General features: G+C 33.3%; 22 protein-coding genes and 2 pseudogenes. 19 read left to right on the forward strand and 5 right to left on the reverse strand.

The window, feature by feature from the left end; all coding sequences use genetic code 11:
* Nucleotides 1-2: 2 nt before the first annotated feature.
* The gene (locus tag AC1Q8M_RS05705) at nucleotides 3-995 is read left to right on the forward strand and encodes a cysteine peptidase family C39 domain-containing protein (RefSeq protein WP_098360761.1); all 993 of its coding nucleotides are present in this window, start codon (nucleotides 3-5) and stop codon (nucleotides 993-995) included.
* 18 nt (nucleotides 996-1013) lie between these two features.
* On the opposite strand, the pseudogene AC1Q8M_RS05710 reads toward AC1Q8M_RS05705, so the two are convergent.
* Nucleotides 1014-1217, reverse strand: a pseudogene (locus AC1Q8M_RS05710) (IS3 family transposase); the annotation flags it as partial.
* 646 nt (nucleotides 1218-1863) lie between these two features.
* Between AC1Q8M_RS05710 and AC1Q8M_RS05715 the strand changes: the two are divergent.
* The 12 genes from AC1Q8M_RS05715 to AC1Q8M_RS05770 all read left to right on the forward strand — a co-directional run bounded on the left by AC1Q8M_RS05715 (nucleotide 1864) and on the right by AC1Q8M_RS05770 (nucleotide 16528).
* Complete coding sequence (locus tag AC1Q8M_RS05715) at nucleotides 1864-2307, forward strand: MarR family winged helix-turn-helix transcriptional regulator (RefSeq protein WP_001205523.1); 444 nt, start codon at nucleotides 1864-1866, stop codon at nucleotides 2305-2307.
* A 120-nt stretch (nucleotides 2308-2427) separates the two neighbouring features.
* A complete protein-coding gene (locus AC1Q8M_RS05720) occupies nucleotides 2428-3504 on the forward strand; it encodes an LLM class flavin-dependent oxidoreductase (protein WP_000417551.1) in 1077 nt (358 codons plus the stop codon).
* A 572-nt stretch (nucleotides 3505-4076) separates the two neighbouring features.
* Nucleotides 4077-5480 (forward strand): cytochrome ubiquinol oxidase subunit I, encoded by a 1404-nt coding sequence (cydA, locus tag AC1Q8M_RS05725; protein ID WP_000448870.1) that lies wholly within the window; start codon nucleotides 4077-4079, stop codon nucleotides 5478-5480.
* Nucleotides 5467-6483: a cytochrome d ubiquinol oxidase subunit II gene (gene cydB, locus AC1Q8M_RS05730; RefSeq protein ID WP_000950083.1), complete on the forward strand. Its 1017-nt coding sequence runs from the start codon at nucleotides 5467-5469 to the stop codon at nucleotides 6481-6483. Before cydA ends, cydB begins: the two co-directional genes overlap by 14 nt.
* The gene (gene cydD / locus AC1Q8M_RS05735; RefSeq protein ID WP_097846346.1) at nucleotides 6483-8204 is read left to right on the forward strand and encodes a thiol reductant ABC exporter subunit CydD; all 1722 of its coding nucleotides are present in this window, start codon (nucleotides 6483-6485) and stop codon (nucleotides 8202-8204) included. The genes cydB and cydD overlap by 1 nt, the downstream gene beginning before the upstream one ends.
* Complete coding sequence (cydC, locus tag AC1Q8M_RS05740; RefSeq protein ID WP_097846345.1) at nucleotides 8201-9925, forward strand: thiol reductant ABC exporter subunit CydC; 1725 nt, start codon at nucleotides 8201-8203, stop codon at nucleotides 9923-9925. The genes cydD and cydC overlap by 4 nt, the downstream gene beginning before the upstream one ends.
* Before the next feature lie 133 nt (nucleotides 9926-10058).
* Nucleotides 10059-11207, forward strand: a complete 1149-nt coding sequence (locus tag AC1Q8M_RS05745; protein WP_492334121.1) for a hypothetical protein — start codon at nucleotides 10059-10061, stop codon at nucleotides 11205-11207.
* Between the two features lie 107 nt (nucleotides 11208-11314).
* Nucleotides 11315-13876 carry a glycosyltransferase gene (locus AC1Q8M_RS05750; protein ID WP_001260417.1) on the forward strand — a complete coding sequence of 854 codons (2562 nt, stop codon included), beginning with the start codon at nucleotides 11315-11317 and terminating at the stop codon, nucleotides 13874-13876.
* A 19-nt stretch (nucleotides 13877-13895) separates the two neighbouring features.
* Entirely contained in the window at nucleotides 13896-15026 is a 1131-nt protein-coding gene (locus tag AC1Q8M_RS05755; protein WP_000427961.1) for a DegT/DnrJ/EryC1/StrS aminotransferase family protein, read from the forward strand.
* Nucleotides 15019-15585 (forward strand): acyltransferase, encoded by a 567-nt coding sequence (locus AC1Q8M_RS05760; RefSeq protein WP_098855576.1) that lies wholly within the window; start codon nucleotides 15019-15021, stop codon nucleotides 15583-15585. The genes AC1Q8M_RS05755 and AC1Q8M_RS05760 overlap by 8 nt, the downstream gene beginning before the upstream one ends.
* 184 nt (nucleotides 15586-15769) lie before the next feature.
* Complete coding sequence (locus tag AC1Q8M_RS05765; protein WP_000459099.1) at nucleotides 15770-15991, forward strand: hypothetical protein; 222 nt, start codon at nucleotides 15770-15772, stop codon at nucleotides 15989-15991.
* Nucleotides 15992-16081: 90 nt separating this feature from the next.
* Nucleotides 16082-16528 (forward strand): DUF6376 family protein, encoded by a 447-nt coding sequence (locus AC1Q8M_RS05770; protein ID WP_000695203.1) that lies wholly within the window; start codon nucleotides 16082-16084, stop codon nucleotides 16526-16528.
* A 101-nt stretch (nucleotides 16529-16629) separates the two neighbouring features.
* Here AC1Q8M_RS05770 and AC1Q8M_RS05775 read toward each other — a convergent pair.
* Both AC1Q8M_RS05775 and AC1Q8M_RS05780 read right to left on the reverse strand, forming a co-directional pair.
* A pseudogene (locus AC1Q8M_RS05775) lies at nucleotides 16630-16901 on the reverse strand (hypothetical protein); the annotation flags it as partial.
* Nucleotides 16902-17044: 143 nt separating this feature from the next.
* Nucleotides 17045-18046 carry a S66 family peptidase gene (locus AC1Q8M_RS05780; RefSeq protein WP_098390506.1) on the reverse strand — a complete coding sequence of 334 codons (1002 nt, stop codon included), beginning with the start codon at nucleotides 18044-18046 and terminating at the stop codon, nucleotides 17045-17047.
* A 200-nt stretch (nucleotides 18047-18246) separates the two neighbouring features.
* On the opposite strand from AC1Q8M_RS05780, the gene AC1Q8M_RS05785 reads away from it, so the two are divergent.
* Entirely contained in the window at nucleotides 18247-19200 is a 954-nt protein-coding gene (locus tag AC1Q8M_RS05785; protein ID WP_001080881.1) for a D-alanyl-D-alanine carboxypeptidase family protein, read from the forward strand.
* A 246-nt stretch (nucleotides 19201-19446) separates the two neighbouring features.
* Entirely contained in the window at nucleotides 19447-20049 is a 603-nt protein-coding gene (locus tag AC1Q8M_RS05790; RefSeq protein ID WP_176522234.1) for a nitroreductase family protein, read from the forward strand.
* A gap of 46 nt (nucleotides 20050-20095) precedes the next feature.
* On the opposite strand, the gene AC1Q8M_RS05795 is transcribed toward AC1Q8M_RS05790, so the two are convergent.
* Nucleotides 20096-20266: a hypothetical protein gene (locus tag AC1Q8M_RS05795; protein WP_001244281.1), complete on the reverse strand. Its 171-nt coding sequence runs from the start codon at nucleotides 20264-20266 to the stop codon at nucleotides 20096-20098.
* A 691-nt stretch (nucleotides 20267-20957) separates the two neighbouring features.
* Here AC1Q8M_RS05795 and entFM point away from each other — a divergent pair.
* A complete protein-coding gene (gene entFM / locus AC1Q8M_RS05800) occupies nucleotides 20958-22250 on the forward strand; it encodes an enterotoxin EntFM (RefSeq protein ID WP_492334122.1) in 1293 nt (430 codons plus the stop codon).
* 98 nt (nucleotides 22251-22348) lie between these two features.
* On the opposite strand, the gene AC1Q8M_RS05805 is transcribed toward entFM, so the two are convergent.
* On the reverse strand, nucleotides 22349-23113 hold the full coding sequence (locus AC1Q8M_RS05805) for an alpha/beta fold hydrolase (protein ID WP_023521720.1): 765 nt from the start codon (nucleotides 23111-23113) through the stop codon (nucleotides 22349-22351).
* Between the two features lie 240 nt (nucleotides 23114-23353).
* On the opposite strand from AC1Q8M_RS05805, the gene AC1Q8M_RS05810 reads away from it, so the two are divergent.
* From AC1Q8M_RS05810 to hitS, 3 genes are read left to right on the forward strand one after another with little or no spacing between them, the layout of a single operon-like run.
* Entirely contained in the window at nucleotides 23354-25114 is a 1761-nt protein-coding gene (locus tag AC1Q8M_RS05810) for an ABC transporter ATP-binding protein (RefSeq protein ID WP_098855574.1), read from the forward strand.
* Nucleotides 25115-25155: 41 nt separating this feature from the next.
* Complete coding sequence (hitR, locus tag AC1Q8M_RS05815; protein ID WP_141534775.1) at nucleotides 25156-25833, forward strand: envelope stress response regulator transcription factor HitR; 678 nt, start codon at nucleotides 25156-25158, stop codon at nucleotides 25831-25833.
* Nucleotides 25830-26903, forward strand: coding sequence for an envelope stress sensor histidine kinase HitS (hitS, locus tag AC1Q8M_RS05820; RefSeq protein WP_141549507.1), 1074 nt, complete (start codon nucleotides 25830-25832; stop codon nucleotides 26901-26903). Before hitR ends, hitS begins: the two co-directional genes overlap by 4 nt.
* The last annotated feature ends 21 nt before the right edge of the window (nucleotides 26904-26924 follow it).

The following is a 26924-nucleotide window of genomic DNA, read 5'->3' on the forward strand; positions in this document are numbered from 1 at the left end:
TAATGGGTAAAAAAAAGTTGCCAATAGAAAAACCACCAGTTTATGGATATCAATTTTACGCCTATCCATTAGCCATTATCTTAAATCACGAAGAAGCGTATCCATGGTTCTATAGTAATTACATTCAAGTAGCATTTGATAAGGAATTTAAATCACCGGTACCATTTTGTTTTTATATGTATGATCATACTATTTGTCCATGGTTAAAAGTACAGAAGCTACAAAGAGATTTAATTAAATTTACAAATCAGGACATAATAGATTTTGTAATAAAGTCCCTGAATGAAAATTATTATGTGTATTTGAATGTAGATGAATATTATATTCCGGATAGACGTACCTATAAAAAGAGACATTTTTCTCATGATATATTAGTATATGGTTATGACATAAATTCAGAGACGTTTGATGTATTAGGGTTTAATAAGAATGTTTCTTTTAAGAGTTCAAAAGTAAGTTTTTCTGAATTTAGAAAATCCTATTTATACCTAGAGAATATAGAGAATGAATGTAATCAAGTTTACTTATATAAGTTTAATCCAGAAGGAGAATATGAATTTAATAAAAAATTAGTGATTGAATCTTTGGAAGATTATCTTCATTCGAGAAATACTTCTGAGAAGTTTAGTATGTTATTGGAACCCTGGGAAAGATTTTATGGTATGGAATCTTATAAGCAACTTTATAATTACTTCAAAGCATTAATCCAGGGAGAGGTATATATAGATATAAGAAATACACATATTTTGTGGGAGCATAAAAAGGTTATGGCCTCCCGGATTAACTTTATGTTAGAAAATCAAATAATAGAAACGAAAATATATCAAGATGCAAAGAAAATTGAAGATCGAGCATTAATTATACGCAATATGTTTGTTAAATATAGCTTAGTAAAAGATAATGATATTATTTTGAAAATTGTAGATAGGCTAGAAGAATTAAAAAATGATGAGGAAAAATTGATAAAAGATTTGATTAATGCATTAAAAATATAGATAAATTTCATTATTTCATTAGGTAGCTTCTTGGGCATGAATCCGATATTGTATCGGACTCATGCCTTTTAGTTTTGCCTTAATTCTTTTATGATTATAGTACGCTATGTACTTTGTTAGTTCGTGTTTAAAGTGGTCTATATTTTTAAATTCTTTTCGGTATAGAAATTCAGACTTCATGATTCCAAAGAGATTTTCAATTACTGCGTTATCGTAACAGCTGATGCATCCATATCAAAATTAAAATTGGTTATTAAATATTTAGGCATTAATTTATGAAATGCAGTAGAATTTGAAGGTGCTTCAGCTCTTATGTGCAGTTGAGATAACTAACTCAATTGGGAAATCAATAACACAGCTGTAATTACAACTATACTCCATTTTTTGAATAGATTTTGGCTCGTTTCTAGGATTCACATCGTTAAATAATCCATCAATTTTCTGAAAATAGATAAATCAGAAATTCATTAATAAGAATATTTGTAATTAATAAATGATTAACTTGAATTCATTTTACATACCTTCACAAATGTAATTAGCCGTACATAAGGATATTGTAGTAGATAGGATAAGGGTATAACCAGTGTTATATTACGCTATAAGAGTGATTATGAATATTCATTTTTTAGTTTTTTACATTTATTCAATAATTATTTATTATTTTCATACCCTAAAATCTACAAAGATATCAGAGTGTTAGGAAACCTAAAGGGTTTATCTAAGCACTCTTGTTTGTTTATTGGTGATTCAGGAGTTATATAGATTGGTTTAGTGGATACGTAATATAATGTCGAATACTTTTTCACTTGCATTACCATCACTTGAGTGGTAAAGTGATAGTAAGATGAACGCTAGGAAGTGATGAAACATGCGTGATAATACGATAGGATCATTAATATGGTTACGTTTAATACGATTTACGAACCAAAGTAATCAAATGTCAAATGAGTTTTTAAAACGTTTTGATTTAACGACAGCTCAATTTGATGTGCTTTTGCAAATACGTACGTATCAACCACTAACACAAATGGAGTTAGCTGAAAAGGTAACTGTTACACAAGGTGGCATTTCTCGAATGTTAACTCGTCTTGAAAAAGAAGGATATATTGTACGAAAACAAGATTGGAAAACGAAAACAATTAGTCTTACAGAGCAAGGAGAAGCAGCTTTAGAGAGAGCATTGCCAGAGCAACTTGCATTTCAATCTTCGTTTTTTGATGATGTATTAAATGAAGAAGAGCAGAAAATATTATACGAGCTGATGACGAAAGTTCATAAGCATAGCGAAAAAAAAGAATTACCGCAAGAGTAATTTTTTTTACATCATCAATTGACTAATCAAGTGATGATGTAGGTAATACGGAGATATACTTGACTTACCAACGTTTTTAGAAGAAAAACTAATACTACTTTATTAAAGGGGAGAGTAACTATGGAAAAATACCGTATAGATACAAGAAAAGGAATTGAGTTTGGGTTATATTCAATTGGCGATCATGTTTTAAATCCACATAATGGGGAGAAAATTACGCCAGAGAAAAGAATTCACGAACTAATTGAAACAGCTAAGTTAGCAGATGAGGCAGGGCTTGATGTGTTTGCTGTAGGCGAAAGTCATCAAACGCATTTTACAACGCAAGCTCATACAGTTATTTTAGGTGCGGTCGCGCAAGTTACGAAAAATATAAAAATTGCAAGTTCCGCAACGATATTAAGTACATCTGACCCAGTTCGAGTATATGAGGATTTCGCTACCATTGACTTGATTTCTAATGGTCGTGCTGAAATCGTAGCTGGTCGTGGATCTCGTATTGGAGGATATAGTTTACTTGGTTACGATGTAAATGATTATGAAGAGTTATTTGAAGAGAAGATGGATCTTTTATTAAAAATTAATAAAGAGGAACATGTAACATGGAATGGGCAGTTCAGAGCACCACTTGAGCATGCTTCAGTTATCCCTAGATCTAAAAATAATAACCTGCCAATTTGGCGTGCGGTTGGTGGACCGCCAGCTAGTGCGATTAAAGCAGGACGTGCAGGTGTGCCAATGATGATAACAACACTTGGTGGCCCAGCAATTAACTTTAAAGTGTCAGTAGATGCTTACCGCGAGGCTGCTCAGCAAAGCGGATTTGATTCAGCTAGTTTACCAGTTGCGACAACGAGTTTATTTTATACGGCAAAAAATTCACAAGATGCACTTAGTGAATATTACCCTCACATTAATGCTGGTATGCTTACACTGCGCGGTGGTGGGTATCCGAAACAGCAATTTACAAATGCAATAGATTACCGTGATGCTTTAATGGTTGGTAGCCCACAACAAATCATTGAGAAAATGCTTTACCAATATGAATTATTTGGCCAACAACGCTTTATGGCACAAATTGATTTTGGGGGTGTACCATTTGATAAAATTGAGAAAAATATTGAATTAATTGCTACTGAAATTTTACCAGCCGTTAGAAAACATACAGCAAAACAAATAAAAAAACTGAGAGTCTAATCGACTTTCAGTTTTTTTATTTGTTCTGGAAAAATGACAAAAAAATGAACTTTTAGTCGAGGGAGAGGGAAGTTATTTTCTATTTTTGAATAACATTATTTCGAGTTTGAATTTTGAAAATACATTTTTCTCTTGACAAAAAACAAGCATTTATCGTGGGTGGTTTCGAGGACATTTTTTCGGGTGAAAGTCAAGTGTATGAAGAAAAAAACGATTGTTTTATAAATATAAAAGTAAGAAGTATATTGAAAAAACACATTTTGCTAATGAGAAAAATCTGATTCAAAAAAATGACAAAAGACATATTTCAGACAAAATGATGTCAATAATACGTCAAAAATAACCTGAATTTACTATGCAGGTATATTATACAATTCGATTAACGAATAAAACACTACAGAAATAGTGAAAAGGTAAAAAATAGCATTACAATAGTTTGAAAAACTGAAACTTCATATTTTTCGACAATACATACAAAATGTTTTTGTCTTTTCATATTTCTTAATAATTGAGTTTGATAAGATTGCTCAATTAACTTTTATTATAAAAACTATGAAGGAAGTGATTTTAGTATGGAAACGCTCGAATTGGCACGAATACAGTTCGCATCAACAACGATTTTCCATTACTTTTTTGTTCCGCTGTCAATTGGTTTAGCTTTTATTATTGCGATCATGCAAACGTTGTATGTGGTAAAAGGGCAAGAAGTATATAAGAAGATGGCAAAGTTTTGGACGCAATTATTCCTTATTAACTTTGCAGTAGGTGTAGTAACAGGTATTTTACAAGAATTCCAGTTTGGTATGAACTGGTCAACGTATTCACGTTTTGTAGGTGATGTATTTGGTCCATCACTTGCGATTGAAGGATTACTGGCATTTTTCATTGAGTCTACATTCCTAGGTTTATGGGTATTCGGTGAGGATAAATTACCGAAGCGAATTCACTTAATGTGTATTTGGCTCCTTTCAATTGGAACGATGTTATCAGCATTCTGGATTTTAACTGCAAGTGCATTTATGCAGTCACCTGTCGGGTATGAAATGGCAGCTGATGGTCGTGCACAAATGAATGATTTCTTAGCCATTATTCAAAACCCACAACTATGGGTACAATTCCCGCATACAATTACAGCAGCAATTGCAACAGGTGCATTCTTTATTGCGGGTGTAAGTGCATGGAAAATTACAAAAGGACAAGAAACTGTAGTATTTAAAAAATCTTTCCGCATTTCTATCATTGTTGGAACAATTACAACGGCGCTTGTATTATTCTTCGGTCATGCACAAGCGCAACAATTAATTAAGACACATCCAATGAAGATGGCGGCAGCTGAAGCGCTATGGAATACAAGTGAGGATCCAGCGCCATTTACAGTATTTTCGAAAATTGATACAGAGAAGAAAGAAAATTCGTTTGAAATTCAAATCCCTTATATGCTAAGTCTATTATCGTATGATAAGTTTAGCGGTCAAGTTGAAGGGATGAATCAAATTCAAAAACAATATGAAGAAAAATATGGACCTGGGGATTATATTCCTCCAGTGCATACAATGTTTTGGAGTTTTAGAGCGATGGTAATGAGTGGAACATTCATGCTTCTTCTAGGAGCTTACGGTTGGTTCTTATCAAGAAAAGATCGTTTAGCTGAAAAAACGTGGTATTTAAAATTAATGGTGTATGCAATTTCTCTTCCATTCATCGGTAATACAGTAGGGTGGATTATGACTGAAATGGGTCGTCAACCTTGGGTAGTATTTGGTGTAATGAAAACAGAAGATGCTGTATCACCAAATGTAACATTCGGTGAAGTATTATTCTCACTTATTTCATTCACATCAATGTATTTAATTATGGGTGGAATTTGTGTGTACTTATTTGTTCGTACCATTAAGGGCCACACGAATAAGAAAACGAAAAAGGATTATCAAAGCCATGATCCATTTGATAAGGAGGAAGAGTATGTTATCTCTTAATGAGTTATGGTTTTTAGTTATTGCAATCTTATTTGTTGGATTCTTCGTACTGGAAGGTTTCGACTTTGGGGTAGGAATGGTTTCGAGGTTTTTAGGAAAGAATGATTTTGAAAAACGAGTTTACTTAAATACAATAGGACCGTTCTGGCACGCGAATGAAGTATGGCTTGTTTGTGCTGGTGGAGCCATGTTTGCGGCATTTCCGCACTGGTATGCAACTTTATTTAGTGGTTTTTATATTCCGTTTGTATTTATGCTTCTTGCTTTAATTTTAAGAGGTGTTTCCTTTAAATTTCGTGCGAAAATAGATAATCATAAATGGAAGAGTGCGTGGGATTGGGGGATGTTTATTGGAAGTATGTTACCTCCTATCCTTTGGGGAGTTGCGATTGCAAACTTTATGGTAGGTGTACCTATTGATGAGAGTAAAAATGTTGTAGGTGGATTCCTGCAATTACTTCATCCATTTGCGTTACTTGGAGGAGTAATGTTTCTCCTACTATGTATTGTTCACGGATTACAATTTCTTACGATACGTACAACTGGTAAATTGAGAGAACGTGCACGAATTGCTGCAATAAAAATTGCACCATTTTCATTAATTACACTTCTTGTTTTTGCTGGTGTGGGGTTATGGAAAACCGACATTTTCACTGCTCATGGAACAGAATGGATTATGGTACCAATCGGAGCTTTTGTAGCACTATTAGTGTCCACTTTATTAAACAAAAGAAGAAGAGATGGTTGGGCTTTCTTTATGACGAGTTTAACAATCATTTTACTAAGTGCGAGTGTATTTATCGGTATGTTCCCACGTGTTATGATTAGCTCTTTAGGAGCAATGAATGATTTGACAATTTACAACGCAGCATCAGGAGCTTATGCATTAAAACTTATGACTTACTTTGCGATTGCTATTTTGCCTTTCGTTATCGGAAGTCAAATATGGAGTTATTATGTATTTAGACAACCTGTTAAGTCAGACAACGATTTGGAGTACTAATGAAAAGAAAAAGAGGACTTCCGTCTTATCCCGGTAGCCGTATTTTATATGTAGCGTTAACGATTATTAGTATTTTAGAAGCTTTTAGTATTATTGCGCAAACAATCTTTTTAGCACGAGCTATTACGTTTTTATTTCATGGAGAGACAGTACAAACAATATTAAGTGAAATTGTTTATTTTGGTATCGCGTTTGCAGCGCGTCACATAGTAGTTCGAACATCACAAATATTAGTGGAACGTTTTGCTGAAAAAACAGGGTCGTTACTAAGAAAACAACTAATAGAGGCATATTTCACATTAGGTCCAAGGTATGTTCAAACTGTTGGAACTGGTCATCTGGTTACCTTATCAATTGAAGGGATTGAGAAATTTAAAACATATATTGAATTAACGATTCCTAAAATGATTAGAAGTAGCATCGTTCCAGGTCTAATTGTACTATACGTTTTTACGCTAGATATTGAGTCTGGAATCATTTTAGTTGTAACGATTCCTATCGTGATCATATTTATGATTCTTCTCGGATTAGCAGCGCAAAAAATGGCAGATAGTCAGTACGAGATATATCGTGTACTTTCGAACCATTTTGTAGATACGTTAAAAGGTTTAGAAACATTAAAGTATTTAGGGAAAAGTGAACAGCACGAAGGAAAGATTGAAAAAGTAAGTAAAAGGTATAGAAAAGCAACGATGCGTACTTTGCGAGTTGCTTTTCTTTCTTCTTTTGCATTAGATTTCTTTACGAGTTTATCAATCGCGTTTGTGGCAGTTGGATTAGGGATACGTTTAATAGATGGAACGATTATACTATTACCAGCCCTTACAATTTTGATTTTAGCTCCGGAATATTTTCTGCCGATTAAACAAGTGGGAGCAAATTATCATGCGACATTAGATGGACAAATTGCGATGGAGCAAATAGAAGAGATTTTGCAACAACAAAAAGGAATACAAAAGAAAGATTTAAATGAAGATATAGTATGGAATGCCTCTAGTAGCTTGAAATTACAAGATATCAAAGTTAATAATGCTGAATCTGAAAAGGCTATATTAGAAGGGATTAATTTTACTTGGGAAGGTAACGGTGCTATTGGTGTTATTGGTGAAAGTGGTGCAGGGAAATCGACGTTAATCGACGTATTAGCAGGTTTTTTATCTCCTTCGAGTGGAAAGATTTTAGTAAATGGTGTAGAAGTTGATGGATCTACTCGTGAAGATTGGCAAAAAAATATTGCTTATATTCCGCAGCAACCCTATATATTTCCGCTTTCATTAAAGGATAATATTCGTTTTTATGAAACAAATGCAACAGATGAAGAAGTTGAAAGAGTTATTAATGAAGTCGGCCTTCGTTCACTCGTTACATCACTTCCAAATGGGATGCACGAAAGAATTGGAGAAGGTGGACGTATGCTAAGTGGCGGACAAGAACAGCGTGTTGCTATGGCGCGTGCACTTTTAAGTAAAAAACCAATCATTTTATTAGATGAGCCTACGGCACATCTTGATATTGAAACCGAATTTGAAATAAAGCAAGCAATGTTACGTCTATTTAATGGAAAGTTAGTATTTTTAGCAACTCACCGTCTACATTGGATGAAACAAATGGACCATATCCTTATTTTAAATAAAGGAGAAATGAAAGAAAGTGGGACGTATGAAGAACTTTTAGAGAATGAGACATTACATTTTCATAGGGAAGAGAGGGGAGAGAAATGAGTAACTGGGTTAAACCTTATATAAAACAAAATAAAGGTAGAATGACTTTAACTATTTTCCTTGGTCTTCTTGGAGTTAGTTCAGGAGCGATGTTACTTTTTATTTCAGGTTATTTAATCTCAAAATCTGCCCTTAGACCAGAAAATGTAATGGCTGTATATGTTCCTATTGTTGCAACAAGAGCGTTTAGTATAGGGCAAGCTGTGTTTCATTATATAGAGCGCTTAGTCGGACATGATGTCGTACTACGTATATTAGAAAAAATGAGAACGAAGCTATATAGAATAGTAGAACCACAGGCGTTATTTTTTCGTTCTCGATTTCAAACGGGTGATATGTTAGGAGTGTTATCCGAAGATATAGAGCATTTGCAAAACCTATATTTACGTACAATATTTCCTAGTATATTAGCGCTAGTTGTTTATAGTATCTTCGTACTTGTTATCGGTGCATTTGACCTTGTGTTTGCATTTATTGTAGGTTGTATGTTAGCTATTATCGTGTTTCTTCTTCCATTTGTATCATTACTTTTGATGAAGAAACACCATGTTACTTTAAAGCAAGGCAGAAGCCGTTTGTATCAAAAACTGACAGATGCTGTTTTTGGATTATCTGATTGGCAAGCAAGTGGTCGTAAAGATGAATTTATTAATGAGTATGTAAAACAAAATGATCAGTTGTTAAAAATCGAAAAGAGAGTGAAACGCTGGTATCATATTCGGGACAGTATCATTCAATTAGTAGTAGGTATTGTAGTTATTTCGATGATCATATGGACTGGGAATGGAGCGGCAAGTGAACAAATTGCTCCTACAGTTATCGCAGCTTTCGTATTAATGACTTTATCTGTAACGAACGCGCTTATTCCTATTGCAGATGCCATCGATCGAATACCGTCGTACGTAGAATCTACCCATCGTCTTAATGGCGTAGAAAGTGATAGTGTTTTACATGATGAAACGGATTTGCATGGAGAGAAAGATTATATTGAACCAAAACATGTAGATATTGAACTGAATCACGTATCGTATAGTTATCCAGATAGTAATGAGATTGTATTAAAAGATGTATCATTACAAATAAAAGCAGGGAAGAAAATTGCTATTTTAGGGAGAAGTGGGACAGGGAAATCTACTTTACTAAAATTGTTAACAGGGGCGTTAAGCCCAGTAAATGGCCAAGTTGTATTGAATGGTGAACGAGCTCATACGAATCTTTTATCTAAATATATTTCTGTATTAAATCAAAAGCCGCATTTGTTTGATACGACAATTGGAAATAATGTACGAATTGGCAAACCAGAGGCGACGGATGAAGAGATATGGAAAGCTTTAGAGAAAGCACAACTAGCTTCACATGTTACTTCTCTTCCAGACGGATTACAAACAAAAATGCATGAGATGGGAAAGCGGTTTTCTGGTGGGGAAAGACAAAGGGTTGCTTTTGCTAGAACTCTTATGCAAGAAACACCCATCATTGTACTTGATGAACCGACTATCGGTTTAGATCCGAAAACAGAATTATCTTTAATTGAAACAATGTTTTCTGCAACGGAAGAAAAGACGGTTATTTGGATTACGCACCATCTTGTAGGAATAGAACATGTAGACGAAGTTATATTCCTTGATCGTGGCCAAATTGTCATGCAAGATAGTCATAAACAACTTCTGAAAGAAAATGAAAAGTATCGTAAACTTTATGAGTTAGATAAAGGAATATAATTTGAATAAGCAATAATTGTAAAAATAGCTACGCCTAATGGTGAAGCTATTTTTTTTTGTTAGATTGCAGGTGTATATGATTGTTACGAATTAAAAATGAATTTCATATTATACATATAATGGAGGGATGTGCATGAAGGAGCAATATAAAATCATTGTTTTAAGTGATGAATTATCAGGGGATAGGATTCGAAATACATTAGACAAAAATAAATGTAAAACAATAGTTCATGTTATAGACGTTTCAGATGTTGTTCGAATAGAAAATTTTTTTCAATATATAGTCATTTGGAGAGTGGACGCAGAAAAACTTACAAATGACTTGATAAATAGGGGCGTGCAAAGTTCAAAAATTATTAATTTAACAAAATACATGTATGAATGGAAGGATAAATTAATTTCTATCTATCAAATAAATCCGGATCTTATGTCTTTATACATTTCTATAAAAAAAGCAAAGAGTGATCCGACGTATGAATTGTTTGCTACCGGTTTGTCTTATCCACATTGTGGCATAAGTACGGAGCTCCTCTCAAAAAAGTCAATAAAATTAACACTTCCATCTCAAGATCTATACTATGATTATTTAATAGCGTCACAAATTCTATCAAACACTCATTCATTTCAATATTGTTTAATAGGAATAGCCTATTTCTCGTTTTACTTTGACATGTCGTTATCCTCTGAAGCATATAGAATTCACAAAGTATATTATCCATTGTTTCAAGATGGTCATCATACTGTAGTTCATTCTCCTCTATCCACTGATGGATTCTTACATCTAAATACTCCGAAACCACTTCTTTCTATTTTTAATTTGCATTTTGAATATATTTTATTAGACGAACTAAAAGATGAATCATTGATACTGCCTTGGATAAACGCTGAATGGAATATCATTCCACTTCACATTCCTTTTGAAGAACACGGGAAAATAAGAGCAGCTTCACATGCTAAATTGGTGTATCCTCATACTTTAGTTGAAAATAAAATGATTTTTAAGAAATATTTAGAATTACTGTTGAAAAACGATATAAAGCCATTAATTGTTGTGTTCCCCGTTACTTCACATTATTTCAATTGTAGTAGTAAGAAATTAAAAGAAGATTTTTATAGAGTTATAAATGAGTTTCAAACTCAATATTCTTTTCAAATCATAGATCTATTTGATTCGCCATTATTTTGTGAGGATGATTTTTATGATAGTGATCATATGAATAAAAAAGGTGCAAATAAAATGTCCGCGTTATTAAATATGTTTATTCAGGAACGAAAAGTATGATATTTTGTTTCATGTTTGCATAAAAGTATATAGGCTCCATACAGTTAAAGTAATGTGATTTTTGTGTCGCGTATATAAATAGTATGCGAAGAGGTGAGAGAGTTAAAATGAGAACTCGTATTGAAAGAACTGAAGAGGTGGTAGAGCAACTTCCATTGGTAAGTGTATTAATTCCTACGTATAATCGTCCTCACTACTTTGAAAAGGCTTTATGTAGTGTGTTAGAACAAACGTACCCTAATATAGAAATTATAGTTGGAGATGACAGCACGAATGACGAAACAGAAAAGATGTTACAAAAATATTTATGTAATCATTCAAATATTATTTATATAAAAAACAGATCAACTCTCGGACAGTTTGAAAATGCGTTAATGTTATTTCATGAAGCGAATGGTGAGTATATAAATTTTTTAATGGATGATGATATATTTCATGTGAATAAAATTGAAAAGATGATGAAGTACTTTTTCAATGATCTAGATAATGAAATTAAGCTAGTAACATCTCATCGTCAAGTAATTGATGATAAAGGGAAAGAACTACGACATATTTATTCAACTGTCCGTTTATTTGAAGAGGATACGATTATAGAGGGGACAGAATTAGGAAATAAGGTAATTGTGGAGCAAAAAAATTATATTGGAGAACCGACAACAGTTTTATTTCGTAAAAATGATTTGCAAGAACCGTATGGGATTTTTGATAAGAGGCGGTATTTATGTAACGTAGATATAGCTTCATGGTTATCTTTATTAAGTAAAGGAAAAGCAGTATATATAGCAGAAACACTTAGTTACTTTCGATTACATCCAGATCAACAGTTAAATGAATCTAATAAAATGATGGATGGGTTAGAAGATTTTTCACACAGTATTATAGCAGGAGAACAATATGGTTTCTTATCCACCGAAAAAGAGTTAGACAAAGCGGTAACTAATTTTCTAGATTATGCAAGAAGGATAGTTCCATCATCCATATTATATACATTAGACTATTACCAAAAAATTAGAGCGAAGAAAATAAACATAGAAAAGAAAAAACAACATATAAATAATAATTCTTCTTTACCGAAAGTAAGTATACTTATTCCTGCGTACAATAGACCTTATTACTTGGAATTAGCGCTCAACAGTGCTCTGAATCAAACATATGAAAATATAGAAATTATTATTTCTGACGACAGTACAAATAATGAAGTCAATGCTATGATTCAACCGTACTTACGTGAATATGAGTGTATTACATATGTTAAAAATGAAACGCCGTTAGTTGCCGAAAACTTTAATAAGTGTGTAGAACTTGCGGATGGGAACTATATAAACTTTTTATTAGATGATGATTTATTTCATCATGAAAAGATCGAGAGAATGATGCAATACTTTTTGACGTTAGAAAATATTTCATTTGTGACGTCATATCGTGAACTGATTGATGAGAATGGAGAGATATTACCACCTTCAACATTAAATATGAAAATCGCGAAAGAAACTACACTTTTTGAAGGAAAAGAATTAGGGAATTATATGTTAAAAAACTTGAAAAATGTAGTTGGTGAGCCGACAACTGTTTTGTTTAATCGGAATTTGTTTGACGGGAAGTTTGGATATTTTAAAGGAAAGGCTTATTCTGCTATTAATGACATTGCAACTTGGCTAGATATGATGAGGAAAGGAAAAGTAGTTTATATACAAGAACCTCTTAGTTATTTTAGACAACATAGTGGACAAAATCAAAAACAAATGCATTTTATTTTAATGACAATTGAAGAGTGGATTGAATTAATTATAGATGCATATAATAGTGGATTTTTAAGTTCCGAAAGTGAGTATAAAGAGAGTTTATCTTATTGTTTAGAAAATGCGGGATTTATAGTTAAGGATGCAGTAAGAAATGGCGAACTAGATCAAATTTATAATGAAAAGATAAAAAAAGGATTAAACAAGTTAGTTGCTCATATGTTCGAGAAAGAATCTTGTTATTGTCAATATTGCAATCAACAATTTGAAAAATTTTCACCTTGGCCAGCACATTATGATTTTCCGAAATATAAATTTGAGATGTGGAATAAAGATACAGGGATATGTCCAGTTTGTAATTCGATGGATCGTGAAAGATTGTATCGTGCGTACATTGAAACGGAAACGGACTTGTTAAATAGAAACTATACAATGCTTCATATTGCACCTGAAGCGAAGTTAAGAGATTGGTTTAACGAGTATAAAAATATTACGTATGTATGTGGTGACTTAGAACCAAAGGATCCATTAATGAAGGAAATTGATGTTACAAGGATTACATATGATAGTAATACTTTTGATGTAATATTATGTAGTCATGTGTTAGAACACGTTCCTAATGATGACAAAGCAATGCGAGAGTTATATAGAGTGTTAAAGCCAAATGGATGGGGAATTATTCAAGTACCAATCGTAATGAATGTAGATTTTATTGTAGAGAATGAATTAATTGTAACACCACAATTGAGGAAACTAGCTTTTGGTCAAGAAGATCATGTGAGAATTTATAATCAATCGGGATTTATTCAACGATTAATGAATGCAGGATTTAAGGTAGAATTATATAACATAGCGGAAAAACAAGGAATGAAAAGTGCTAGGAAATTTGGATTATCTGAAACAGATATGCTCTATATTGTCCGAAAATGATAGGAAGGAATAGATAGATATGGAGAATATTCCTTTTTTACGTGCTTCAACTGTACCTGTAAGTGAGTATTTGGACGAATTGAAGGAAATTGATACATCTCACATATATACGAATTATGGACCTATAAATCAACGTTTTGAGGAAACAATTATGTCGGCGTTTTTTCAAAACAGGGGAGCTGTTACAACAGTAGCAAACGCAACGTTAGGGTTAATGGCGGCTATTCAACTAAAGAAAAGAAGAAAGGGAAAGTATGCTCTCATGCCTAGCTTTACATTCCCTGCGACTGCCTTAGCCGCTATTTGGTGTGGATTGGAACCTTACTTTATTGATATTTCAATAGATGATTGGTATATGGATAAAACGGTACTTTTGGATAAGATAGAAGAATTAAAAGAAGAGGTTGCGATTGTTGTCCCGTACGCCACCTTTGGATCATGGATGAACTTAGAAGAATATGAAGAATTAGAGAAGAAGGGGATTCCGGTTGTCGTAGATGCGGCGCCGGGATTTGGATTAATGAATGGAGGGATGCATTACGGTCAAGATTTTAGTGGAATGATCGTATATAGCTTTCATGCAACAAAGCCGTTCGGAATTGGTGAAGGAGGGCTCATATATAGTAAAAACGAAGAAGATATACAACGTATTAAAAGAATGGGGAATTTCGGATTTGATAAAAATCGTGAATGCACGATGATGGGGTTTAATTGTAAAATGTCTGAATACGCAGCAGCTATTGGGATTGCGACTATAAAAAAGTGGGATCAAAAATTAAAAGAACGCACCCGTATTTCTGAATGGTATAAACAGTTGTTACAAAATACTGGGTTAATGAAAAAAGGGTGGAAAGTCCAAAAGACAGAAGCAGTTATTCACCAATTTATGCCTATCATTTGTCCAGAAGAAGTTCGCAACATACAAGTAATAGAAGAACTGAAAAAACAGAAAATAGAAGCTAGATTATACTTTTCACCATCTTGCCACCAACAAGTTCTTTTTAAAAACTATAAGTCTACAGATTTAACAAAAACGAATAAAATAGCAAAACGAATCGTAAGTTTACCTTTATGGGAAGGAATGACGAAAGAACTAGTAGAGCAAATTGTAATCTGTTTAGAGCAGAAGGTGGTGTCGGTAGATGAATAGTTTTTATAGTCAAGAAGAACTAAAGAAAATTGGATTTTTATCTGTTGGGACAAATGTATTGGTTAGTAAAAAAGCAAGTATATATAATCCGAGTGCTATATCAGTTGGCAATCATGTAAGAATTGATGATTTTTGCATTTTAAGTGGTAAAATCACAATTGGAAGTTATTCGCACATATCAGCGTATACAGCGTTATATGGAGGGGAAGTTGGGATTGAAATGCATGATTTTGCAAACATCTCAGCTAAAACAATCGTATATGCAGTACTTGATGATTTCAGTGGAAATACATTAATGGGGCCAACCGTCCCGAATCAATATAGGAATGTGAAAGCAGAAAAAGTTATTTTAAAAAAACATGTGATTATTGGTGCTAATTCTATTATTTTTCCAAATGTAACGGTAGGAGAAGGAACGGCAGTCGGCGCGATGAGTATGGTAAAAGAGAGTTTAGATGATTGGTATATTTACGCTGGAGTTCCCGTAAGGAAAGTAAAACCTCGTCAAAAAAAGATGCTAGAGTTAGAAATTAATTTTTTAAAAAGCATTGATTCTTAACAAAAAAGAATGAATGCTTTTTATTTTTATCCCGCTATTTGCTGGTAAAGATTCGACTGGTGAGGGCTAATTAAAGTTTCACTTTATGATAGAGCGGAGTGTATCTTAACTTATTATGTTTTAAATTTTGCTGACCAAGGCAATACTGAGCCATAGTGAATGTAAAGTTGGAGGGCGAGCGTATATGTTTGATGAGGATGGGATTGTTTTAATTATGGAACCAGCTGATGAAAGAAACTTGAGGAGATTTATTTTTTCAGTGCCAAAGTCAGTGTATGAAAAGAAGGGGCTTACATTACACTATGGAACAGCTATAGGACAAGGATATATGGATATAATTGAAGATATTATAAGCGTACATATAGAAATAGATGTTGTAACGATAATAGGGCATGTAAGAGGGTAAATAGCTATTTGAAAAAGGTTATAAACAATTTAGCTAGAAGTTATGTATAGAGAAAATTACAGACAATGATAAAGACGAAGGGAGTCTAAAATGAAAATAAAATCAATTTTATTAGTATTTATAGTTTCAATTGGTTTAATGGGATGTTCAATAGTGGAAGAAGGAAAGAACTCCATAGATTATGCTCAAAAGGCGACAGACTATGTAAATGAAATAAGTGCATTTGCAAACGATGCACCAGCATTAGCAGAAAAGGCTGTTAATGATAGCGAGGCTCGAAAAGAATTAGAAACGAAGCTTAGTGAAATTAAACAAGATATACCCGCATTCAATGAATTAACGCCACCTGATGTAGCAAAGGATCTTCATCAACAAATCGTCGGATATAACGAAAAGTTAAATACGTTAATTGATACGGCGATGACAAAGATAGAAGAAGGAAAAGTGGATGTAGAGCAATTTAAAAACTCAGAGCTTATGCAGACGGTAGATCAAGTTCGAGATTTGAAAGATAAGGTGCAAAATTTAGGTCAATAGTAAAAAGCTCCGTTTGTGATAAACGGAGCTTTTTATTATTGGATACAATAAACGATTACACCAACGATAATAATAGCTGCACCAAGTAAATGATTCCACTAAATCGTATCTCCAAATAGAAATACTGACCAAAGCATTGACCATAGTATAATAATCCCGCGATGTGAATAGGCTTTTGAAATTTCGAAATGTTTAATTACTTGTTGCCATAAAATTGCATATCCGAATAAAAGTACAACTAGTCCGAAATAAGCAACAAAAAATTAGGTGGAAGAAATTAGGAATTGAGCTGCCCATTTCATGTAAACCATAATGATAGAATATATCAAAAAGCTACATGTAAAAATACATAATTTTTAATAGTTGGTTTCATTTATTCACTCTCTTTTGCATATAAATATATATTTATACCTAATTTTTCTAATGATAGATATTGGAATCTATTTTGTTTAATCTTTCACATTCCAAATTACATAGTATCATGGCTTTTATTGTAAAACAATAGAAGCCATACATTCATTTTTTCCAAGGTTCTACAATATGTATCGTTTTATTTGTTGCATCCATCTCTACTTGAACACCAATAGGCATGGTGATCATTGGATGTGTATGGCAACAATCGAAGTCAGCTAGAAAAGGAATTCTTTGATTTTGAAGTACTTCTAACAGTATTTCAAAAGGTTTTCGATTTGTACCACAATCATCAAATTGCTCATGTTTTCCAAGAATGATACCTGAAATTTTATCGAATACACCGTTAATTTTAAGGAATGAAAAGCTTCTTTCGATAGTAGCTGCATCTTTTGAACTGTCCTCAATAAAGAGAATATCGCCTTCTTGAATATGTGGCATATAGGGGCTAGCCCAAATTCCTTGTATCGTGTTTAAATTCCCGCCAATAATACGACCAGTAGCTTTTCCGTCAATTACTGAAATCCAATTGTTTGGTCGAAGTTCTTTCTCCTTCGTCTTTTCTTCCCAATTAATAAATTCATCTGACCAAAATAATGGTTGTTTTATATGATAAGGAAGAGATTGATCATGTAGTAAAGTTTCTGCAAAATATTTGTATGTGCAATTAGCAAAAGGTTCAAATTCGCCAAAGGAAGGGACGAGAGCTGGCCCATAAAATGTAGGGATTCTTGTTTTAGCATAAATTCCTAGTAATAAAGCAGTTGCATCTGAATATCCAATCATTATTTTAGGGTTATTTAGAAAAGCATCATAATCAATATAAGGTAATATTGAATTTGAATTCATCCCACCAATTGTTGACATAATACAAGAAATATTAGGGTTTCTTATCAAGGCATTTAGTTCATCAGCACGCTCTTGTATACTACCAGAACGATAAAAATCATATCGACCTGTTAATGAACCTTCTAATATATGAAACCCTTTCTGTTGTAAGTAAGATTTTGCTCGTCCAAATCTATTTGGGGAAGTGTAGGTTACTGGTGAAGAAGGGGAGTAGATCCCAATTGTGTCTCCATATTTTAATGATTTTGGAAGTAGCATTTGTATGAATCCCTTCTATTAAATAGTTTATTTACAAGATTTTATTGTTGAATATTCTTATATTTCAGTATTATTAGTGTAACATAAACAAATTAAAATTACTGTATATGAATAAATATACTTTTTACCTTGACTGTATAAAGGAATTGTTGTTAAGGTTAAATGTGAGTGTATAAAAGGTTTGCTAAAGGAGTTTTGAAATGAATCGGTTAAAATGGGGAAGGATGACAGTCCTATTAGTCATTATTTTAGGGATATGTTGGTTCTTATTCCAAGGAAATCAAAAGAGCGTAGCGAATGTAGAAGGACAACCTTTGCAAGTGGCAGAACTACCTAAAGCAGGATTTACTGAAAAAGTAGTCCCGCCAAAGTACATCCCACCAGAAATTAACGCAAAAGCGGCTATGATTATCGATGCGAGTGATGGAGATATTATTTATCAATATAATGAAAATGAAGCTTTTGCACCGGCTAGTATGTCTAAGATGATGACAGCGTATCTCCTACTAGAGAGTATACATAACGGGAAAGTTCGCTGGGAAGATCCAGTTAAAATGAGTGCGAAGGCGGCACAAACAGAGGGAGCGAGAATCCCAGTACAAGTTAATGACACATTAACTGTTAAAGATTTATATCATGCATTAATGATTGAGTCAGCTAATAATTCAGCTGTGGCTTTAGCAGAACATATGGCAAAATCGGAGAAAGATTTCGTTCAGCTTATGGATGCAAAAGCGAAACAGTTAAAAATGTCGGAACATGCTAAATTTGCAAATGCTTCTGGATTACAAGAGCCAGATGGAAGTGAAACAAAAATGACGGCTGGTGATGTAGCACAATTGGCGTATCATCTTATAAAAGATTATCCGGAAATATTAGAAGTGACTCACTTACGTCAAAGTCAGCTAGCATTTAATAATATTAATGTTATAAGCACAAACGACATGTTAAATAAAAATAATAAAAGTTTATATATAGAAGGAATGGACGGACTAAAGACTGGATTTACAGATAGCGCAGGATACTGTTTTACGGGGACTGCAAAGCAAGGTGATAATCGAATTATTACAGTGGTCATGGGGACATCAAGTAAAACAAAACGTTTTACAGAGACAAATAAGTTAATGTCGTATGCATTTGGATTAGTTAATTAAGTAAGTAAAATACGAATCTAGATCGCTACATAAGTAAGACTGTTTGTTGTTACTAATTTTAGATAACAACAAACGGTCTTTTTATTTTAACTTTAAAAAGGAAAAAGATTCTAAATACAAGTGTTATCATTTGAGTTTATTTGTTGCTGTGATATTATAAAGTTATAAGCTTATTAATAATAAGTTTGAGGGGCGTAATATGACATATACATATGAAATAGCCTCAATTGAAAATTGGAGGGAATTATGATGGCAAAAGATTTTTACTCAGCAATTGAAGACAGAAGATCTATTTATGCAATTAGTAAAGAGCAAGTAGTTTCTGATGAAAAAATTCAAGAAGTGATTTATCATGCTGTAAAACATACACCTTCAGCTTTTAATTCTCAAAGTGCTCGCGTTGTTGTTTTATTAGGAGAACAACATGATAAATTATGGGATATTACGAAAGAAACATTAAGAAAAATTGTACCTGAAAATAACTTTGCACCTACTGAAGAAAAAATGAATGCATTTAAAAGTGGTTATGGAACGGTTTTATATTTTGAAGACAGTGAAGTTGTGGAAGGCCTTCAAGCAAACTTTGCATTATATAAAGATAATTTCCCAATTTGGTCTCAGCAATCATCAGGAATGTTACAATTTGCAATTTGGACAGCTTTAGAAATTGAAGGGTTTGGTGCTACGTTGCAGCATTACAATCCGCTAATTGATGAAGAAGTGAGAAAAGAGTGGGATGTTCCAGTAAATTGGAAGCTCACTGCACAAATGCCATTTGGTAAACCGGTAGTACATGCTGGTGAAAAAGAATTCCAACCGTTAGAAAACCGTGTGAAAATTTATAAATAAAATAATTTGATAAAAGGTGAACAGGAATATAACCTGTTCACCTTTTTTATACGTAATAAGGGTTTTTTTGTCCAGCATTTTTCATCTGATTTTTTAATTCATTTTTACGTATTTCAATAGCTGATACTTTTTGTAATGTTATCATTGAAACGAATTGAATAAAAGCATAGTATGGCTCTATATTTTTTTGTATTGGATCATCTATTATATTTCTCACAAATATGCCTCCTCTTTTTATTCCAATAAAATTCCGCATTAATGGGCAGCCCGAGTAGTGAGGGTTAATAATTAGCGGGGGGATAAAACCTTTACTAATTAAAGTTTTATTTTATTATGATATATAATACTATGATTATCCTATAAATTCCATTATCGGAAAAGAAAACAGTTGGTATAGTGTGTGTTTTCTTTAAAGGAGAAATGGTTTTTGTGAAATAAATCTTACAATTCGTCAAATTATTTCAAAATTGTAGATAGTATAGAAATTTAGTTTTCTAAAAATATTATACTATTGATAAATAGATTGATTTTTGTCATGATGAAAGTATACTTCATGTAAGGAGCTTTATAAGGAAATACATAATGTGGTTTGTATTAGGTTAATAGAATTTTTTATAGAAGATAGAAAAGGGATGTTTTATATTGAGATATTAAATGAAATGTCGAATTTTCATGCGATATATAAGAAATTTGAAAAAATCATTGCAAAAACACTATAATTAATGATAAAGTTCACATGAAGTTCACACGGATTTCACTTTGTTCATTTAAAATGAACTCTGTGTGAAAAATAAAACTCTTGCTAAAAAATGGAACTGGATGAATATTTTACTTTGATAATATTGTAAAGTATTAAAGTTTTAAGTTTTTTTTAAGAGGATAGTAGGGAAAGGAAGTAAAGACAACTTATGAAAAAAGTAATTGCAGGTTTAGCAGCAGCTTCTGTAGCTGGCGTTGCAGTTCCAGGAATGGATTCTGCTCATGCACAAGTTTCAAATGAAGCGCTAAAAGAAATTAATGGACAAACTCAAACTCAAACTCAAACGACTGTAACTGAAACAAAAACTGTAGAAACAACTTCTGAATTAAAATACACAGTAACTGCTGATGTATTAAATGTTCGTTCAGGTGCTGGTACAGGACATAACGTTATTTCTAAAGTGAAATCAGGTCAAGTGCTACAAGTAGTTGGACAAGAAAACGGTTGGTTCAAAGTAAACGTAAATGGTCAAACAGGTTATGTAAGTGGTGACTTCGTAACGACTGGTGGCAAAACAGGAACGACTGTTCAACAAGGAACAGGTACTTACACAGTAAACGTTTCTTCACTTAACGTACGTACAGGCCCAAGTACATCTCATACAGTATTAGGTTCTGTAAACAAAGGTAAAACAGTACAAGTTGTAGGTGAAGTACAAGATTGGTTTAAAATCAACTTCAATGGTGGAACTGGATACGTAAGCAAAGACTTCGTAACAAAAGGTGGTTCTGCTGTATCTAACCAAGCACAACAACCAACTACAAACAACAATACTACAACAGTTCAAACTGGTGGTTCTTATGTTGTTAACACTGGTGCTTTAAAAGTACGTACAGGCCCAGCTACATACAACGCTGTAATCGGTGGAGTAACAAATGGTAAAGTACTAAACGTTACTGGCGCTGAAAATGGCTGGTACAAAATTAACCATAACGGCCGCACGGGTTACGTAAGTGCAGACTTCGTTAAGTTTGTAAAAGGCGGAGTAAACAACGTTACAAATAACAATAACAATAACGTTACAAATAACGTTCAACAACCAGGTAAAGACGTACAAAAACCAACAACAGGTGGAGATACATCTTCAATCGTTGGATTCGCTAGATCTTTAGATCATTCAAAATATGTATTCGGTGGTGAAACTCCTGATGGTTTCGATTGCAGTGGATTCATTCACTACGTATTAAATCAAACTGGTCATAAAGGCGCTCGTCAAACAGTTGCTGGATACTGGAGCTCTAAAACAAAAACTAGCAATCCACAACCAGGTGATTTAGTATACTTCTCTAATACTTATAAAAAAGGTCTTTCTCACATGGGTATTTATTTAGGAAATGGTCAGTTCATTAGTGCGGAGAATGACCAAGTTGGTGTAAGAATTAGTTCAATTAATAACTCTTACTGGGCTAAACATCTAACTGGTTACACAAAAGCATATTAAGAAAAAGTAGTTTATATACTTTTCGTATAGAGAAAAGGCTTTCCAAGGAAACTTGGGAAGCCTTTTTATAGTTGTATAAATTGGAAGTTTAATAGTTTTTATTTTAAATTTCCATTTAAAAATCGATCATATAAGTCATGGAAATAGTTAGGACGAAATAAGTTCGCTGCATGTCCTGCTAAAGGTATTTCCTTATATAGAACGTTAGGTAAAATAGATTTCAAATCAAATAGACAAGATTTATAGAGATGATCATGCTCTCCCATTACCCATAGTATAGGGTGAGGAAGTGATTTTAATTTAGACTTTAAATCGAATTCTAACCGATGTCGTAATGACTGGGCAATAATGGATGAATGTAATTGTAATCCGAAACGGTAGTAAATATTTCTTGAAATGACTGCAAACGGATTTGCTTTTAGTATACCACTTGGAAAAATAGTATTTGCGTATTGAGAGAGCCATTTAGAGTATTCATCCCCTCGCTTCTCCCAAAAATTTTGGAATACGCTATATAAGCGAGAAGGGTTATTGTAATGTCCTCCAATATGACAAATACTTAATACTTTTTCTGGATGCATTTGTGCAAAAATTGTAGAGATGTAACAGCCGTAACTTAGCGCACAAATATGAGCTTTTTTAATACCTTCTTGTTCATATAAGTTTAATAATTGATCTACGAGACGCTGTAATGAAAAGTCGATTGCTTCTCCTTTATCATCACCGTGACCTAATAAGTCATAAGTTATAATGTTGTAGGAGGCAGAAAATCGTTTTTGCTCCTTTTTGAAGGCGCGACGATTGCCAACTAATCCATGAATAAAAATAATTGTTTCCTTTTCAGAATGTATATTTGTTTGCAAAAAGGATACTCCTTTCACTAACTGGAGATTTATATCGTGTTTTAAATTATTTATCTATAATTCACATAGAATAATATTAAGTACCAGGTAATAATATCAGATGTTTATATCTGTTGTAAAGATGAGTTTTTATGTATATTTTGTAAAAATAGAAAAAGTGTGTTTACATTCAGTTTACATTTGTATCGTATTCTAATTTTAGCAAGAACAGTTTGGTTTAACACGAGGAGATGAACAGGAATGGAAGTTAGAAATGAAATGAAGAAAAAAGGGAGCTGGAGGCAGTTTTTACGCCTTATTCAAGATACAAATCCTCCGAAAGGAATTTTAGTTTTTGCGTTATTAATGAGTTTGCTTTCTACGGGAGCGAGTTTATTTATTCCTATGCTAACAAAAGGATTAGTAGATAATTTTTCGCTTTCTTCAATTAGTGCAGGACAAATTGTTGGGTTAGTTGCTTTCTTTGTAATGCAAACTATTGCGGCAGGGTTGTCTATATATTTACTAAATTATATTGGGCAGAAGATTGTAGCGGGACTAAGAGAACGTTTGTGGAAAAAGGTACTTATCTTGCCGGTATCTTATTACGATCAAAATAGAACAGGTGATACCATTAGCCGTATGACGAATGATACAGGTGTTGTGAAAACGTTAATTTCTGAGCATTTGTCAAACTTATTAACAGGTGGTATTTCAATTGTTGGATCGTTAATTGTATTATTTGTGTTAGATTGGAAAATGACTGCGTTACTTTTAACGGTTATTCCGTTGTCTGTATTAATTCTAGTTCCACTTGGACGAAAAATGTATAAGATTTCAAAAGCGCTTCAAGATGAAACGGCATCTTTTACAAGTGTGTTAACGCAAGTGTTATCAGAAATTCGTTTAGTGAAATCTTCAAATACAGAAAAAAGAGAATATGAAACGGGTAATACAGGTATACAAAAGTTATTACAATTTGGTTTGAAAGAAGGAAAAGTGCAAGCATTAATTTCGCCAGTTATGTCGTTTGTTTTAATGGCACTACTTGTTATTATCGTAGGATATGGCGGGATGAGAGTTTCTAGCGGTGCATTAACAACTGGTGAACTTGTAGCGTTTATTTTGTATTTAGTTCAAATTGTAATGCCGATGAGTCAATTATCTATGTTCTTTACACAATTCCAAAAGGCAATTGGTGCAACGGAAAGAATTAGTACGATTTTAGAATATAAAGTAGAAGATCATGAAACTGGTGTGAAAGTGACAAATGCTAAGCAGCCGATCGTTCTTGAAAATGTACATTTTGAGTATAACGAAGAAGAGCAAGTTTTGAAAAATATTGATTTCATAATTGAATCTGGAAAAGTGACAGCGATTGTAGGACCAAGTGGTAGTGGGAAAACAACGTTATTCTCATTACTGGAACGTTTTTATGAGCCAACTAGTGGTGCCATTAAATTAGGAAAAGAATCAATTACGAGTTATTCATTACAGTCATGGCGACGTCAAATCGGTTACGTATCACAAGATAGTCCGTTAATCGATGGAACGATTCGTGATAATATTTGTTACGGCGTTGAAGGTGAAGTAACGGATGAAGAAATTGAAAAAGTAGCAGCAATGGCATATGTTGATGCATTTATTCATGACTTACCAAACGGTTATGCAACAGAAGTTGGAGAACGCGGTGTGAAGCTTTCTGGTGGGCAAAGACAGCGAATTGCCATTGCCCGAGCGTTACTTCGAAATCCGCAAATTCTTATGCTCGATGAGGCAACTTCAAGCTTAGATAGTAAATCTGAGTCTGTCGTTCAAAAAGCGTTAAATAACTTAATGAAAGGCAGAACAACGTTAGTGATTGCGCATAGACTTTCTACTGTTGTAGATGCAGATAAAATTATCTTTATTGAGAAAGGGAATCTTACAGGTAGTGGTACGCATGATGAATTATTACAGACGCATGATATGTATTGTGAGTTTGCAACGCAACAATTGAAAATTAAAGAGGGTGCATTTTAAAAAAAATATATTAGATGCTAAGTAGAAAGGAAATGGTTCCTTTGATACCTAAAATTTTAATAGTAGACGACGATCCGCACATTAGAGAACTCGTTTCTGTATTTTTAGAACGAGAAGGTTTTCAAACGTATGAGGCAATTGATGGAATAGATGCACTTCGGAAAATGGATGACGTAAAAGTCGATATGGTTATTCTTGATATCATGATGCCAAATATGGATGGGTTTGATGTATGTTTTGAATTAAGAAAATACTATGATATCCCGGTTCTGATGCTAACTGCCAAAGGGGAAACATCACAAAAAGTAAAAGGATTTCACCTTGGGACAGATGATTATCTTGTAAAGCCATTTGACCCTATAGAACTAGTAGTGAGAGTAAAGGCATTATTGAAACGTTACCAAATTACAGTTTCACAATCGATTCAAGTTGGAAATGTATTATTAAATCGTAAAACATTCGAAGTTACATCTGGAGAACAAACGGTTATGTTACCGTTAAAAGAATTTGAGCTGCTCTTTACTTTAGGGTCTAAATCGGGAAGAACTTGTTCGAGAGAGCAATTAATTGAAGAAATATGGGGATATGATTTTGAAGGGAATGAACGTACACTAGACGTTCATATTAATCGGTTACGTGAGAAGTTTCAAGAAGAGCAGTCGAAATTTAGTATTAAAACAATAAGAGGATTAGGGTATCGCTTAGAGGTAAGTAAATGAGAAAAAGAAAACGAATGAGTAAGTTGAAGATGCTGAAAGTATTTGGAGCGGTATTAGCGCTCTTTTCTTTTCTTACTATCGTTTGGTCTATCGCATTTTATGTAGCAACTAGTATATTGAATGCTTTTGACGTAAACGTATCGCCATTTGTTGCCTTTCTAATTAGTGATATGGTCGGTTTTGTATTTATTATTCTTATTTGGACATTAATTGGAATATTAATGAGGCCAAAACGAGAGGCAATGATTTGGACTATTATTGAACCGATACAAAAAATTGCAAAAGGAGACTTCTCCGTAAAAATACGAAATGAAGAAAAGTATGATGGAGAAATTGGTGTGCTCGTAAAAAGTATAAATGATATGACAGATGAACTGAATACGATGGAGAAAATGAGACAAGAATTTGTATCGAATGTTTCTCATGAAATACAGTCACCATTAACTTCTATAAAAGGATTTGCTAGAGCACTACAAGACGATAATCTTTCTGAGGAAAAAAGAAAACATTATCTTACCATTATTGAAACTGAAACAACGAGATTATCTAAACTAAGTCAAAACTTATTGAAGCTAACTCTTTTAGAATCAGAAGAGTATATACCAGAAAGAGTGAGTTATCGATTAGATCAGCAGTTAAAGCAAATTGTGTTAAATAGTGAACCACTCTGGGCTGAAAAAGAAATCGAGTTAGAACTAGATTTAGAAAAAGTACATGTTATTGCTGACCAAGAAAGTATGAGTCAAGTGTGGATTAATTTAATTCATAATAGTATTAAATTTACTCCAAGCGGTGGCACGATTACTATTCAGTTAAAGGAACATGAAACAGTAGTGGAAGTGCGCATCCATGATTCGGGAATCGGTATATCAGAAGAACAGAAACAACATATTTTTGAGCGTTTTTATAAAGCGGATTCTTCACGAAATCGTGCCTATGGAGGAAGTGGCTTAGGTTTAGCTATTGTAAAGAAAGTACTCGACCTTCATCAAGGAGAGATAAAAGTAGAGAGTGAAGAAGGAAATGGAACAGAATTTATTGTGTGTATTCCTAATTATGAAGAAAAATAGTGTTAGAAGGAGAGCCTTCTA

This window comes from Bacillus sp. GW823-FHT06A10 (genome assembly GCF_058795375.1).